This is a genomic window from Streptomyces sp. G7(2002) (assembly GCF_028870195.1).
GTDB lineage: Bacteria > Actinomycetota > Actinomycetes > Streptomycetales > Streptomycetaceae > Streptomyces > Streptomyces nigrescens.
Genome location: NZ_CP102609.1, coordinates 9,054,466 through 9,068,269, shown reverse-complemented (window position 1 = coordinate 9,068,269; position 13,804 = coordinate 9,054,466). Strand labels below are relative to the sequence as shown.

General features: G+C 70.2%; 10 protein-coding genes and 2 pseudogenes. 6 read left to right on the top strand and 6 right to left on the bottom strand.

Annotation, left to right across the window (positions count from 1 at the left end; genetic code table 11):
- Positions 1-44: 44 nt before the first annotated feature.
- The 4 genes and pseudogenes from NUT86_RS39130 to NUT86_RS39115 form a co-directional block, all read right to left on the bottom strand.
- Positions 45-1,079, bottom strand: a complete 1,035-nt coding sequence (locus tag NUT86_RS39130; RefSeq protein WP_446750850.1) for an IPT/TIG domain-containing protein — start codon at positions 1,077-1,079, stop codon at positions 45-47.
- Between the two features lie 45 nt (positions 1,080-1,124).
- Positions 1,125-2,114, bottom strand: a pseudogene (locus NUT86_RS39125) (IPT/TIG domain-containing protein); the annotation flags it as partial.
- 163 nt (positions 2,115-2,277) lie between these two features.
- Complete coding sequence (locus NUT86_RS39120; protein ID WP_159483740.1) at positions 2,278-3,021, bottom strand: IPT/TIG domain-containing protein; 744 nt, start codon at positions 3,019-3,021, stop codon at positions 2,278-2,280.
- A 123-nt stretch (positions 3,022-3,144) separates the two neighbouring features.
- A complete protein-coding gene (locus tag NUT86_RS39115; protein WP_229837795.1) occupies positions 3,145-3,819 on the bottom strand; it encodes a hypothetical protein in 675 nt (224 codons plus the stop codon).
- Positions 3,820-4,270: 451 nt separating this feature from the next.
- Between NUT86_RS39115 and NUT86_RS39110 the strand changes: the two genes are divergently transcribed.
- Positions 4,271-4,702 carry a protein-tyrosine phosphatase family protein gene (locus NUT86_RS39110; RefSeq protein ID WP_266440264.1) on the top strand — a complete coding sequence of 144 codons (432 nt, stop codon included), beginning with the start codon at positions 4,271-4,273 and terminating at the stop codon, positions 4,700-4,702.
- Positions 4,703-4,740: 38 nt separating this feature from the next.
- Here the strand turns inward: NUT86_RS39110 and murJ are convergent, their stop codons facing one another.
- Both murJ and NUT86_RS39100 read right to left on the bottom strand, forming a co-directional pair.
- Positions 4,741-6,549 carry a murein biosynthesis integral membrane protein MurJ gene (gene murJ, locus NUT86_RS39105; protein WP_274740170.1) on the bottom strand — a complete coding sequence of 603 codons (1,809 nt, stop codon included), beginning with the start codon at positions 6,547-6,549 and terminating at the stop codon, positions 4,741-4,743.
- 175 nt (positions 6,550-6,724) lie between these two features.
- A complete protein-coding gene (locus NUT86_RS39100) occupies positions 6,725-7,804 on the bottom strand; it encodes a S1 family peptidase (RefSeq protein ID WP_274740168.1) in 1,080 nt (359 codons plus the stop codon).
- Between the two features lie 660 nt (positions 7,805-8,464).
- On the opposite strand from NUT86_RS39100, the gene NUT86_RS39095 reads away from it, so the two are divergent.
- The 5 genes and pseudogenes from NUT86_RS39095 to NUT86_RS39075 all read left to right on the top strand — a co-directional run bounded on the left by NUT86_RS39095 (position 8,465) and on the right by NUT86_RS39075 (position 13,428).
- Complete coding sequence (locus NUT86_RS39095) at positions 8,465-9,544, top strand: acyltransferase family protein (RefSeq protein WP_274740167.1); 1,080 nt, start codon at positions 8,465-8,467, stop codon at positions 9,542-9,544.
- Positions 9,545-9,774: 230 nt separating this feature from the next.
- Complete coding sequence (locus tag NUT86_RS39090; protein ID WP_018091505.1) at positions 9,775-10,836, top strand: class I SAM-dependent methyltransferase; 1,062 nt, start codon at positions 9,775-9,777, stop codon at positions 10,834-10,836.
- A gap of 133 nt (positions 10,837-10,969) precedes the next feature.
- Complete coding sequence (locus NUT86_RS39085) at positions 10,970-12,217, top strand: glycosyltransferase (protein ID WP_274740165.1); 1,248 nt, start codon at positions 10,970-10,972, stop codon at positions 12,215-12,217.
- Positions 12,218-12,300: 83 nt separating this feature from the next.
- A pseudogene (locus NUT86_RS39080) lies at positions 12,301-12,435 on the top strand (TetR/AcrR family transcriptional regulator); the annotation flags it as partial.
- A 228-nt stretch (positions 12,436-12,663) separates the two neighbouring features.
- The gene (locus NUT86_RS39075) at positions 12,664-13,428 is read left to right on the top strand and encodes an ankyrin repeat domain-containing protein (RefSeq protein ID WP_274740163.1); all 765 of its coding nucleotides are present in this window, start codon (positions 12,664-12,666) and stop codon (positions 13,426-13,428) included.
- Positions 13,429-13,804 lie beyond the last annotated feature (376 nt).

Sequence of the window (13,804 nt, the reverse complement as noted above, 5' to 3'; positions counted from 1 at the left end):
CGCCGGCGGGAGAAGGGCTTGGGGTGCCTGGGTCCGCAGCCGTATCAGATACCGGGGGGCGCAACTCGGGTGTAGGTCGTCGGGGCGCTGGTGCCGCCAGGAGAGGTGACGGTGATGGCGACCGGCCCGGCGACTCCGGCCAGGACGTCGGCGACGAGGTGGGTGTCGGAGACGACGGTGAACCCGGTCGGCACGGCGCCGAAGAGCACCATGGTCGTCTGGGCGAAGTTGCTGCCGGTGAGGGTGACGGTGCTGCCACCGGAGGCGGGCCCCTGGTTCGGCACCAGAGTCGTGACGATGGGCGCCGCCAGGTAGGTGTAGGAGACCGGGTTGCTCGTGCCGCCGACAGTGGTGACGGTGACCTGCACCGGTCCGGCGGCTCCCGCCGGGACCACGGCGGTGATCTGGGTGTCCGATACCACCGTGAACGAGGTGGCGGCGGTGGCTCCGAAGCGCACCGCGGTGGCCTCGATGAGGTGCGTGCCGGTGAGCGTGACGGTGTTCCCGCCCGCGAGCGGGCCCGAGAGCGGGGCGACGCCGAGGAGCACCGGGGGGCTGACGTAGAAGTAGGCATTCGGGAGGGTGCTGGTGCCGCCGGGGGTGATGACGGTGACGTCGACCGGCCCGGCGGTGGCCGCGGGGGCCACGGCGGTGATCTGGGTCGGGGAGACCACCGTGAAGGAGGTCGCAGGGGTGGCGCCGAAGAGGACCGAGGTGGCTCCGGTGAGATTGGTGCCGGTGAGGGTGACCGTGTTCCCGCCTGACGTGCTCCCCTGGTTGGGGCTGATGCCGCTCAGGGTGGGGGCGCCGGAGTAGGTGTAGGAGAGGCCGTTGCTGGTGCCGCCCGGGGTCGTGACGGTGATCTGCACGGTGCCGGTTCCGGCCGGGGCGACGGCGGTGACGTGGGTGTCGGAGACGACGGTGAAGGAGGTTGCCGGTGTGGCACCGAACCGCACCGCGGTGGTGGCGGCCAGGCCCGTGCCGGTGAGCGTGACCGTCGTCCCACCGGCGGCCGGGCCGGAGTTGGGAGTCGCCGAGGTCAGGGCCGGCACAGGCGCGGAGACGTAGGTGAATGACACACCGTTGCTGGTGCCACCGGGCGTCGTGACGGTGACCTGCACAGTCCCGGATCCCGGGGGCGCCGTCGCCGTAATCTGCGTAGCCGACACCACAGTGAACGCAGCCGACACACCACCGAACCGCACCGCCGTCGCACCCGAAAACCCCGAACCCGACAACGTCACCACCGTCCCACCAGACGCCGGACCCGAAGTCGGACTCACCGAACTCAACACCGGCACAGGCACCGAGACATACGTGAACGACACACCATTGCTGGTACCACCAGGCGTCGTGACCGTCACCTGCACAGTCCCCGACCCCGCCGGCGCCGTCGCCGTAATCTGCGAACCCGACACCACAGTGAACGCAGCCGACACACCACCGAACCGCACCGCCGTCGCACCCGAAAACCCCGAACCCGACAACGTCACCACCGTCCCACCAGACGCCGGACCCGAGCTCGGACTCACCGAACTCAACACCGGCACAGGCACCGAGACATACGTGAACGACACACCATTGCTGGTACCACCAGGCGTCGTGACCGTCACCTGCACAGTCCCCGACCCCGCCGGCGCCGTCGCCGTAATCTGCGAACCCGACACCACAGTGAACGCAGCCGACACACCACCGAACCGCACCGCCGTCGCACCCGAAAACCCCGAACCCGACAACGTCACCACCGTCCCACCAGACGCCGGACCCGAGCTCGGACTCACCGAACTCAACACCGGCACAGGCGCGGTGACGTAGGCGAAGGTGACGAACTGGTTGCTGGTGCCGGCGGGGGTGGTCACGGTGACCTGCACCGTTCCGGAACCAGCGGGGGCGGTGGCGGTGATCTGGGTGTCGGAGTTGACGGTGAAGGAGGCCTGCGTGGCGCCGAAGCGGACGCCGGTGGCGCCGGTGAAGCCGGTGCCGGTCACCGTCACCTGGGTGCCACCCGCGGTGGAACCCGAAGTGGGGGAGACGGACGTGACGGCGGGCGTGGCTGCCGCCAGCGGCAGCACGGCGGTAATGGTGGGCGGGGGTACGGAGCGATTCACGGCCATGGTCCTTTGTGGGCGTGAGCCCCGGCCGGCCTGTGGAGCAGCACCGGGCCGAGGCTCGTCAAGGGAGGGAAGTAGGGCCCGGGCAGGGAGGTTCGCCCCCTGTCCGGGCGGGTTGTCCGCCCACCTGATCGCACGACCAGGCCATCGGCGGCTCAAGGTCCGGTCAGATGCCGGGACCGGCGAGGTAGGTGAAGGCGTCGGTGGAGGTGGCGGTACCACCGCTGGTGGTCACGGTGACATCGACGGCACCGGCAGCTCCGGGCGGGGTGACGACCGAGAGGCTGGTGTCGCTGAGGACGGAGAACGGTGCGAGCGTGCCCTCGAAGTCGACCGACTGCGTGGTGGCGAGGTTGGTGCCGGTGATGGTCACGACCGTGCCGCCGGTCGCCGGGCCCGAGGTGGGGTTCAGGCTGACGATCGTGGGCGCGTCGACGTAGGTGTACGACAGGCCGTTGTTGGTGCCGCCCGCGGTGGTGACCGAGACGCCCACCGGGCCGGCCGCCGCGCCCGCCGGAACGGTGACGGTCAGCTGACCGTCGTTCACCACGGTCGGGGTCGCGGCGGTGGCACCGAAGTTGACCGCGGTGGCGGTGCTCAGACCGGTGCCGGTGATGGTGACGGTGTTGCCGCCCGCGGTGACGCCGGTCACCGGGGACAGGGAGGACTTGAACGGCGCACCTACGTAGAAGAACTGCAGCGGGTTGCTGGTCCCGCCGGGGGTGGTCACCGTCACCGGTACGGTGCCGGTGCCGGACGGGGATGTCACGGTGACCGAGGTGGGGGTGTTGGCGGTGATGGTGGCTGTCTTGGTGCCGAAGCGCACAGCGGTGGCGCCGCCGAGGTTGGTACCGGTGATGACGACCGTGGTACCGCCGCCGGTCGATCCCTGGTTGGGGGAGATGGGCATGATGATGCTCCTTCGGTGAGGTGTGTGTGAGGGAGAGCTGAGCCGGAACCGGATGGCCGCGTTCGCCGTCGACGGTTGGGGTGGTGCCTGGTGGAGCATTCGGCCGAGAGCTCGGCCGGACCGTCAGGTGCAGCCCATGACGCTGCCTGACGGAGCACAGTTGTCCGGGGAGTTGTCTCGCACGGTCGTGGCCAGCAACGTCACCCCACCGGAGTTGACGTAGATGCCGCCCCCACTGGAGGTTGCCTGGTTGCCGGTGACGGAGCTGGTGGTCAGCGTGATGCTGCCGTTGTCGTTGTAGATGCCGCCGCCGGCGACGGCGGTGTTGCCGGTGACGGAACTGGAGAGCAGCGAGACCGTGCCGCCCAGGTTCGACAGCCCGCCTCCTGGGTACGGAGACACCGCGCTGCCACCGCGGAGGGTGATTCCCACCGCGCTCAACTGGCCGTTGGTGCCCGGCACGTTCGCGGCGCCCTCCACCTGCAGAATCCGGAAGGCCGGCGCGCTCGGTGCGCGGGTGATGGTGACTCCCAGACCCAGCAGGGTGATCGGGGTGGTGATCGGCGGCAGCCCCACCGGCCCGTGGGGCGAGCTGCCGTGAGCACTGGTGAGCTGGTAGGTGCAGAACGGAACCAGCGCCAAGGTGTCCCCGCCGGCGGCGTTCGCCGTGTTGATCGCGTTCACCAGCGAGGTCTCGCTGCACAGCACCGGGATCTGGGCGTGCGCCGTGGTCGGAGCCGCGGCCATGGCCACGGTCAGTCCCATGGTCAGCGCGCAGACCCCGAGGATGGATCGCAACGTGCGGACAGTTCGCATGACGCCCCCAGGAAGAGGTGACGTGAGCTACCACACCAGCCGGTACGCACGAACAGGCACCGGGTGGTGAATGCACTTCCTCAACGTGGGAGCGCTGCCTCGATGCCAGGGCCGCACCGCTGCCTGCACTCTCAATCGGACACAAGGGCAGACCAGTTGCCTCTCCCCCGAGAGGAATGGGCAGCCCACCGGATTGGAATGTGACCAGTTATCCATTGGGGTGAGGACGCCTGCAAGGTCCTTGACGACCCCTCACCCAAATGGCAGAGCGCGCATCGGCAGGGGTTCAAAACTCCGGCGTCGCTGCTGGGCTCCGCCCCTGATACGCCGGGCGCGGACGCACACCGCGCCACCGTCCGGACCTCGATGGTGAACGCCGTCAACTACCGCTGAATGACCCGTGCTTGATCACGCCCACGGCTACGGTGAACGGGTGACCGATACCTGGAACGCTACCGACGCCGGGATCCTGAGGCTTCCTTCCGGCCGGCTGATCCGAGGCCGGGGGCTTCGCCGACCGCTGCCGGCCGGCCCGACACCGGCCTTCGCCGTCTATCTCCTCGGCAAGCAGCCGCCCGAGGTCCCCTGGGAATTCCAGTGGCTTCGCTGGCCCGACTTCCGGCTGCCCAGCAGTCACACACATGCCCAGGCCATGCTCCGTACGGCATGGGAGCGTGCCGACGCCGAACGCGTCGAGCTCGCCTGCGCCGGTGGCCGTGGCCGGACCGGCACCGCCCTGGCCTGTCTCGCTGTCCTGGACGGTGTACCGGCCGGCGAGGCAGTGGACTTTGTACGCCGGAACTACGATCCCCGGGCCGTCGAAACCCCCTGGCAGAAGCGCTATGTCCGCCGCTTCGCCGACTGACGTCGACAGCCCGCCAACCGCCTCGCCCCATGCCGGGCTCAGCGGCCGAGGCGTCCCCGGACCATGCCGACCATGGCGCTGAGTTCCGACACCCGCATCCAGTGCGCGAGCAGCACGAAGACACCGAGCAGGACGCTCCCGCCGGCCAGCAGCGTCACGAGTGAGCCCAGGGCGTCGCTGCCGAGGGCCTGGGTGACCGCGTACGCCACACCGCCGCCGGCCAGCGCGGCGGGGATCGCCGCGCCGGTCAGCCGGGCATAGGTACGCAGGACGCGGGAGCCGTCCAGATCGCCGCCCAGCCGCCTGCGCAGACGGCGCCAGGCGGTTCCGACGCCGACCGCGTAGCCCAGGCCGTACGAGGCGGCCATTCCGGCGACGGCCCAGCGCGGCGGGAGGAGGGCGAAGCACGCCCCGGACGCGGCGGCGTTCACCACGGCGACGATGACGGTGTTGTAGAAGGGGGTCCGGGTGTCCTCGTAGGCGTAGAAGCCGCGCAGCACGACGTATTGCACCGAGAAGGGGATGAGTCCCGGGCCGAAGGCCATGAGGACGTAGCCGATGCCCCGGGCGCCCTCGGCGCCGGAGCCGGCGTAGAGCAGGGTGGCCATCGGTACACCCAGCGCCAGGAAGGCGAACGCGCAGGGCACGATGGCGACGGCGGAGGTCCGCAGGCCGTAGGAGAGGTCGTCGCGGATCGCCGTCACGTCGTCGTCCTGGACCGCGCGGGACATCCGGGGCAGCACCGCGGTCATGACCGACACGGTGATGATGGCCTGCGGCATCTGCCACAGCAGCTGGGCGTAGTTGTAGGCGGTGAAGCCGGAGCCGGTGTACCCGGCTCGATCGGCGAGTGAGCCCGCCTTGGTGGCCAGTTGAATCACGACGGTCTGGCCGAGCTGGTTGGCGAGGACGAAGAGGAGCGTCCATTTGGCCAGGCCCATGGCCTTGCCGAGGCCATGGCCACGGAAGTCGAAACGCGGGCGGAGTGTGAACCGGGCGTCGCGCAGATAGGGCAGCATCGCCAGCGCTTGGACGGCGAGGCCCAGGAGGGTGCCGAGGCCCAGGAGCCGTACCCCTTCGGGGGTGATGGTGGAGGGGTCGACGCCGGAATCGGTGAAGCCGCCGAAGGCCCAGATGAAACCGCCGAAGGCCGCAATGGTCACGAGGTTGTTGAGTACCGGGGTCCACATCATCGCGCCGAAGCGGCCCCGGGCGTTGAGGATCTGTCCGAGCACCAGGTGGGCGCCCATGAAGAACATGGTGGGCAGGCAGTAGCGGGCGAAGGTCACGGTGACGGCCATCCGCCGTGGGTCGGCGGCGATGTCCGGCGACATCATGTGCACCAGCAGCGGAGCCGCCAGCACACAGACGACCGTGACACCCGCCAGCACCACCATGACCAGGGTGATCAGACGGTTGGCGTAGGCCTCACCACCGTCGTCGTCCTTCTTCATGGCGCGCACGAGTTGCGGGACGAAGACGGCGTTCAGCGCACCGCCGCCGACCAGGAAATAGATCATCGCGGGCAGGACATTGGCGACCTGGTAGGAGTCGTTGAGGGGGCCTACGCCGATCGCCGCGGCCATGACGAGCGTGCGGAGAAAGCCGGTGATGCGGGAGACGATGGTGCCCGCCGCCATGACGGCGCTGGACTTCAGCAGACCGGCTGCGCCACCACCCGCACCCTTCGGCTCGGGTATCGGCGCACCGGCCTGCGACGGCAACGGAGCGCTCTGCTCCCCCGCCGGATTCCGGTTCCCCAGGCGTGGCCGCAGGGGCACCGTGTCATCCGGCAGGACGTGGCCCCCCGGCTCCCGACCGTCGTTCTCCCGCGCCCGCACGTTCATACCGTCCCCACCCTGTCCGCCCCCGGCCCGTCAAAGGCCCGTCCTCACTCAGCGGGACACTCTTTCATCTGCCGGCTGACGCCCCGACATGTGGCATGGTCAAGGGCTATTCCGGGGCTCGGGGAGGCGGAGGGTGGGTGTGCCGGGCTGTCGTCGTGTGCGTGCTCCGGCCGGATCAGCCGATCTGTGCTCCGGTCTTCTCAAGGGCCTCGCGCACCGGCTGGTAGTAGGTCACGCCGCCCAGGGAACAGTCGCCCCTGCCGCCTGAGGTCAGGCCGAGCGCGGTGTCACCCTCGTAGAGCGAGCCGCCGCTGTCCCCCGCCTCCGCGCAGACGGTGGCCTGGATGAGACCGTCGACCGAACCCTGCTGGTAGTTGGCCGTCACCTCAAGGGCGATGACGTCACCTTCATGCACATGCGTGGAGCCGCCGCTGCGCTGCACCTTCTGGCCCACGATCGGATCGCCCGCCTTGGCGATGGTCTGCATGCTGCCGTTGTAGAGATCCACCGCGCTGGGGTGCAGGATGTCGGCGGCGGTGTACTTCACGAGCCCGAAGTCGTCGCCGGGGAAGGTCCCGGCCTCGGTCATCGCGATCTCGGTGCCCCCCTGCGTCGCGGACCAGCTCCGTACGGCGTTGGTGCAGTGCCCCGCGGTCAGGAAGTACGGCTGGCCGCCCTTGGTGACGTTGAAGCCGAGCGAGCAGCGTGCTCCGGTCCCCCAGATGGCGTCGCCGCCGGCGATCAGTGGCCGCAGCGCGTCCGCCGACTGCCTGAGGGCGACCCGGTCACCGAGTGACGCGGCGACCCTCTTGAGCTGCTCCAGCTTGTCGCCCTGGACCGTGCGGTCGGCGTTGATGACCACCTTGTTGGTCCTCGGGTCCATCCCCCAGGAGGTGCCGGGGATCGTGGCCTGCTTCTTGAGGGTCGCGCGGGCGGCGTCCAGCGAGGCGAGCGAGTGCTTGACGATCCTGGGTTCGGCGCCGGCCGCCCGCGCCTTGGCCGCGGCGGCCTCGGTGGTGACGTTGACGATGAGCTTGTGGTGCTCGGCGTCGTAGTAGGCGCCTGCCCCGTCGGCGCCGAGGGTGGAGCTGAGGCCCTTGGCGCGCTGGCCGGCGGCGCTGGCCGACGGGGGGTCGGGGTTCTTGGCGGGGGCGGCATCGGCGGTCTGCAGGGTGAGTGTGGCGACGGTCAGGGCCACCACCAGAGCGGCACCGGTGAGGACGGTGCGGGGCGTCGGTACGCGGGTGTGCTTCAACTCGGGACCTCTGGTGGGGATGGGACCGGACAAGGGGTGCCGGGGCGGACGGTTGCTTCGTCGCCTGCCCCACCCCTCAAGGGGCGGCGCACCGCCTGCGGCCCGGGGGCGTGACATCGCGGCGCGGACGTATCTCTTCCTGGCCGCGCCGCGCACCACACCCGCCCGGCCACAGGTCCGCGGGAATCACCTGTACGGCCGGTGGCCGGCACAGCGTTCGCCGCGGTGACGAATTCCGGCAGGTGTGGTCGCCGGAGAGCCTTCTGCCGGTCCGGGGCGGCGGCACAGGCGCTCTTCGCGCCGGGTCACATAACGCCCGGCGCGATCACCAAACGCTGGACCGTACGAGTGAAATCGGGTCACCCACCCTATGCACGGGGCGTAGCGCGGTGGGTCAATCGTGCTATCCGCGCGACGGGCCGCCCATTCCTCCGCACGGGGCAAGGACCAGTCCTTCCATCCGATCCCGGGCGACCCACCGGCGCAGCCATACGTAAATGAGTGGTGGCACGGGCCTGGGTGATCCCCCGCAGGAGGCCTCTCGTGCACCATCCTTCCGGTCCGTCGTCCGAGTCAACCGCCATGGCGGGAGGCCCCGTTGCGGGTCACAGGGACGCGAAACCACCGGGCACGGACAGCACACCCCCGGCTCCCAAGCGGTTGTCCTCGCTGACCGGTCTGCGCTTCGCCGCCGCGGTCGCCGTGCTCTATACGCACAGCATGCTGATGATCAACCCGCATCTCGCCAAGACCCTCGGGCCCGAAGTATGGGTGGGCGGGAGTGCGGTATCGCTTTTCTTCATTCTGAGCGGCTATGTGCTCACACACTCCGCCCGACCGGACGACACCGCACGCGCCTTTTGGCGGCGGCGGGCCGCCAAAATCTTTCCCAATCACGCGCTCACCTGGTGCATCGTCGTCGGCGCGCTCGCCTGTGCCGGTGCGACGACCTTCTCTGAGGGTTCCGGGATAGCGGCCAGTCTCTCCAGCCTCTTCCTGGTGCACACCTGGGTACCCAGCCACCTCTTCGTCTCCGCGGGCAACCCTGTTTCCTGGTCCCTCGCGGCCGAAGTGTTCTTCTATTTCCTCTTCCCCTTCATGCTGCCCCGGATCAAGCGGCTGTCGCCTCGTGGGCTGCTCATCGGCGCGGCAACGGCGATCGCGGTCGTCTGGTTGTGGCCGGTGTTCTGCGCACTCGTCGTCAACCCTGACGGCTCGTCCTTTCCCGAGTACTGGTTCCTGTACATGCTGCCGGTCACCCGGCTGCCCGAGTTCGTCCTCGGCATGCTGGCGGCGCGTATCGCCTCGTCGGGACTCCGGATTCCGCGGATCGGCGTCATCCCGTCCGCGCTGGGTGTCATCAGCGCGGTCATCATGAACTCCGCGTTCCTGCCGCAGGGCTTCCTGTACGCGGCCTCGACCGTCGCCCCGCTCGTCGTGCTGGTCCATGCGACCGCGGAGCTCGATCTGCGCGACCGGACCTCGCTGCTGCGTACCCGGCCCCTGGTGCTCCTCGGTGAGATGTCCTACGCCATGTACCTCGTCCACTTCCTGGTGCTGGGGCTGCTGTACCTGGGGCTGAAGGACCACGGCTGGAGCAATCTCAGCGTGGTGCTGCTCGGGATTCCCTTCGTACTGCTGACTTCGTGGCTGCTGTACGCAGGGGTGGAGCGGCCCTGTGTGCGCCGCTTCTCCACGCCCCGTGCCCGTGCCCGTACCCGTGCGGCGGCGGCCTCGTGAGCGCCGGACGGTGCCCTGGCCGACCGCGGGCACAGCTGCCCGGCCGGGCCTTCCTGCCGCGGTGCGCGATCGGGGCGACGCAGCAGCGGGTTGCCGCTCGCCTCGGCCGGCCGGTCCGGCTCGGCCTGCTGGCGGTGCGGCCCAGGAAGGCCAACCTCGCGTATCGCACCCACCCTCAACACCGACGGCCGTGCCCACGCCACCAGGACTACAGCTGAAAGGGGCTCCCCGTGACGAACAAGCGAAGCGAGCAGATCGCCGCCCACAGACCCCGCTACCAGGACGAGCTGGCGCATGGGCTGGAGCGGTTCTTCGATCCGGAGCGCACCACCTGCCCGTGGTGCACCTCCGCCCGCCTGCGCCGGCGTCTGTGCACCACCAACCACCCCCAGCGCAAACCGGGGAAGTTCGTCCTCGACCAGTGCCGTAACTGCGGGCACGTCTTCCAGAATCCCCGGCTGAGCGCGGACGGGCTGGATTTCTACTACCGCGACTGCTACGACGGCCTGGGCGAAGCAACGATGGCGCGGATGGCCGCCTCGCCCCTCGCGGTCAAGCTCTACCGGGCCCGCGCGCGGGCCCTGCTCCCGTTCAGCCGCCCCGGACGCTGGCTGGACGTGGGGACCGGCCACGGCCACTTCTGCGCCGAGGCCCGGCGCATCCATCCGCGTACCGAATTCCACGGGCTCGACTGGGGCGAAGGTGTCGAGATCGGCGTGCGCAACGGCCGTCTCGCCCGTGCCTACCGGGGCTCCTTCGCCGGTCTGGCGGGCCAACTCACCTGTCAGTACGACGTGGTGAGCATGTATCACTACCTGGAACACACTCTGGCGCCGCGGCAAGAACTGGCCGCCGCGCATACGGCGCTCCGGCGCGGTGGGCACCTCCTGATCGAGGTCCCCGACCCCCAGTCCGCCGCCGCCCGGTTACTCGGCCGCTGGTGGGGCCCATGGCTCCAGCCACAGCACCTGCACCTGATCCCCCTGGACAACCTCTGCGCCGCGCTGACCGAGCAGGGTTTCACCGTTGTGGCCACCAACCGGCGGGAGCCGCACATCCCCACCGATCTGACCTCCGCGGCCGTGAATGTGCTCAACTCCGTACTCCCGGGCGAAGATCTGCCCTGGCTGCCCAGGAGGCCCGGCCCGGTCAGCCGCTGGGTCCGCAGGCTGTCCCTGCTGGCCGCCGCGCCCGCCCTCCTCGTCCTCTTCGGACTCGACATCCTGCTGGCGCCCCTCACCCGGCGCACCCGTCTCTCCAACGCCTACCGGGTGATCGCACAGCGGGACTGACAGCGGCCGCCCTGCACAACCGTGCAGGAAAACAAGCGTTTTCGGCTCCACGGGACTCCGGTGGATACCCCACCCGGGTGAAGCACTCCGTGGTCGGAATCGCCGGAACTCAGGGAACGGAACACTGCCGACCATGCACATCCTGATCGCTACCGCAGGTTCGCACGGGGACGTGGCTCCCTACACCGGCCTCGGTGCCCGGCTGCGGCAAGCCGGACACCGGGTGGTGATGGCCACCCATGCCCGCTCGGCCGAGACGGTCCGCCGCAGCGGCCTCGGCTTCCGCCCGCTTCCGCTCGATCGGTACGCCACCTCCGGAACGGGCTCCCAGCAGGGAGACGGGCCGGGGAAAGGGGGCTCCGGGGCCGGTCTCTCCAAAGTCGAACAGATAAAGCTGGCCAGGGAATTGGCGCCGGAGATGGCCGACGCGGTGGCGGAGGCCTGTGCGTCGGGCGCGGAAGTCGTGCTGCTGTCCAGCAGTTTGGCGCCGTTGGGGCTGGTGGCGGCGGAGGGTCTGGGGCTGCCCAGCCTCGGCGTCTTCCTGCAACCCCTCGCGCCCACACGGGAGTTCCCGCCGGTCATCTTCGACATGCCGTCGATGGGGCCGTTCACCAACCGGGCCGCGGCACGGTGCGCCGAGTCCTTGCTGACCCGGGCCTTTGCCCCGGGCGTGCGCCATCTGCAGCGACGGCTGGGTGTGCCGCCGGCCGCCCTGGAACGCCGGCGGGCCACCTGGCCCGTCCAGCACGGCTTCAGCCCGGTGGTGGTCCCCCGGCCCGTCGACTGGCGGCCGGGGATGGAGGTGGCCGGCTACTGGTGGCCGTCGGAGGACCCTGACTGGACGCCGGAGCCCCGGCTCGCGGACTTCCTGCAGTCCGGTCCGCCACCGGTGTATGTGGGATTCGGCAGTATGCAGCCGAGCGATCCGGAGCGGCTCGGGCGGCTCGTCGCACGAGCCCTGAAGCTCGCCGGCGTACGCGGTGTCGTCCAGGCGAGCTGGGCCGGTCTGTCGGTGGACGGCGACGAGGTGCTGACGGTGGGCGAGGTGCCGCACGCCTGGCTGTTCCCGCGGATGGCGGCCGTCGTCCATCACGCGGGGGCCGGAACCACCGCGGCCGGTCTGCGCGCGGGGGTGCCGGCGGTCCCGGTGCCGATGATGCTGGACCAGCCCTTCTGGGCAGCGCGTCTCACCGCACTCAGGGTCAGCCCGGGAAAGGTCCCGTTCCGGCGACTCTCCGCAGAGAACCTGGCGGAGGCGCTACGGAAGGCCGTGCACGACCCCCGGTACCGTCATCGCGCCCGGCAGGTCTCGTCGTTGATCGGCGCCGAGGACGGTGCCGGCCGGGTCCTGACGGCCGTGGAGCATCTGGCGGGGCGGTGACACGGGAGGCGAGACCGCCGATCGCCGAGGGCTTGATGAGGTGGCGGCGCGAGGGCGCTTGTCGCGAGGGCGCTTGTCGGGGCCGCACCGAGGCGATCAGCCTGCTCGCTCTGTCGGCCGGCCTGGGCACCAGCGTCCTGGTCGGCCAGCGCACCCCGGAGGCCGCCGCGCCGGTCCTCCGCCATCACCTGGACCGGCTCTTCCCGAACAGCGGCTGAACCGGTGCTTCTCTATGGGGCGTTGGGGCTGCCGTCGGCGGGAACCGCGGACGGGCGGGGCAGAGGACGAGCGGGGCGGCGGACGATGACGCCGCGCGCTGACGCCGACGGACGCGTCCGTCATGCCGAGTTCCGCCCGCCGTCGCCAGGTGCGCTACGGCCACGGCGGCCTCGGGCGGCACCGTCGTACGCTTCGCCGATGCCGGCTCTCCCGCGGAAGGACTCTGCATGACCGAGGCGTTGACCCCACGACTCATCTCCGCCGTCTACGCGAACGAGGTGGACACGGCGGAAGAGCTCCTGCGGCAGGGTGCTTCCCCCGCCGCCCCGGATGCCGACGGGGAGACGCCGTTGTACCTGGCTGCGGTGTCAGGCCAGTCGGACATGGTGCGACTGCTCCTCGAAGCAGGAGCCTCACCCGATACGGAGAGCAGGGGGCAACCGGGAAGTGAGGGGCTACCGCTGTGTGCGGCGGCCTGCTGGGGCCATGACGAGGTGGTGCGCGCACTGCTCGCACACGGCGCCGACCCCGATCTCAGGGAGGATGACGGCACGTCGTACACCCCCTTGATGTGGGCGGCCACCAACGGCCACCACCGGACCGCCCAGCTCCTACTGGAGGGACAGGCCGATCCGGACGCAGGTCACCGCGACCGCACCCCGCTGATGGTGGCGGCCGAGCGAGGATCGATCGCGGTCGTGCGGGCCCTGCTGCATCACGGCGCCAGCCCGCGGCTCACCGATGCACAGGGCCGGACGGCCTGTCATCTGGCCCGCGAGGAGAGCGGCAAGGACATCGAGAGCGAGCTGCGCCGGAAGGCGGGCGCGGCCCCTGACGCCCGGTGCGAGGTCCGGCGCAGCCCTCGCCCCGAAGGCACCGAACTGGTCGAACTCACCGTCCACGCACCGGACGGCACCGGTGGGGCCGAGTACCACCAGGAGACGGGGCACGCCGCGATCGTGGCCCTGCTGGAGGAGAACACGCCGGATTGAGGCCGGCCGGCACGGGGGCGCACAAGGCCTCAGGTCGCGCCCCGGCCCAGGTGTTCGGGACCGGCCCGCGTCCTGCGGCTTCCCGTATATCGGCCACATTCATAGGATTTCTGCTTTTCTCGGCCTTCTGTCTGCATTGCGTAAAACCATGGGATTTGGCGGGATGAAGAGTGCGCCACAGGTGCATGGTCATTCCTGCCCGGCCACAGGCGGGGCAGCCAACATCACCGCAACGCAGAAAGGCATGATCCTCAATGATTGACGGGTTCAAGCGCGCCATCGCTCTCGGCGCCGCCACCGTGGCTCTCGCCGGAGGTGCGGTCTTCTCCTCGGTGGGAGTCGCCTCGGCCACGCCGTCGCACCCCGGCGGCCACTC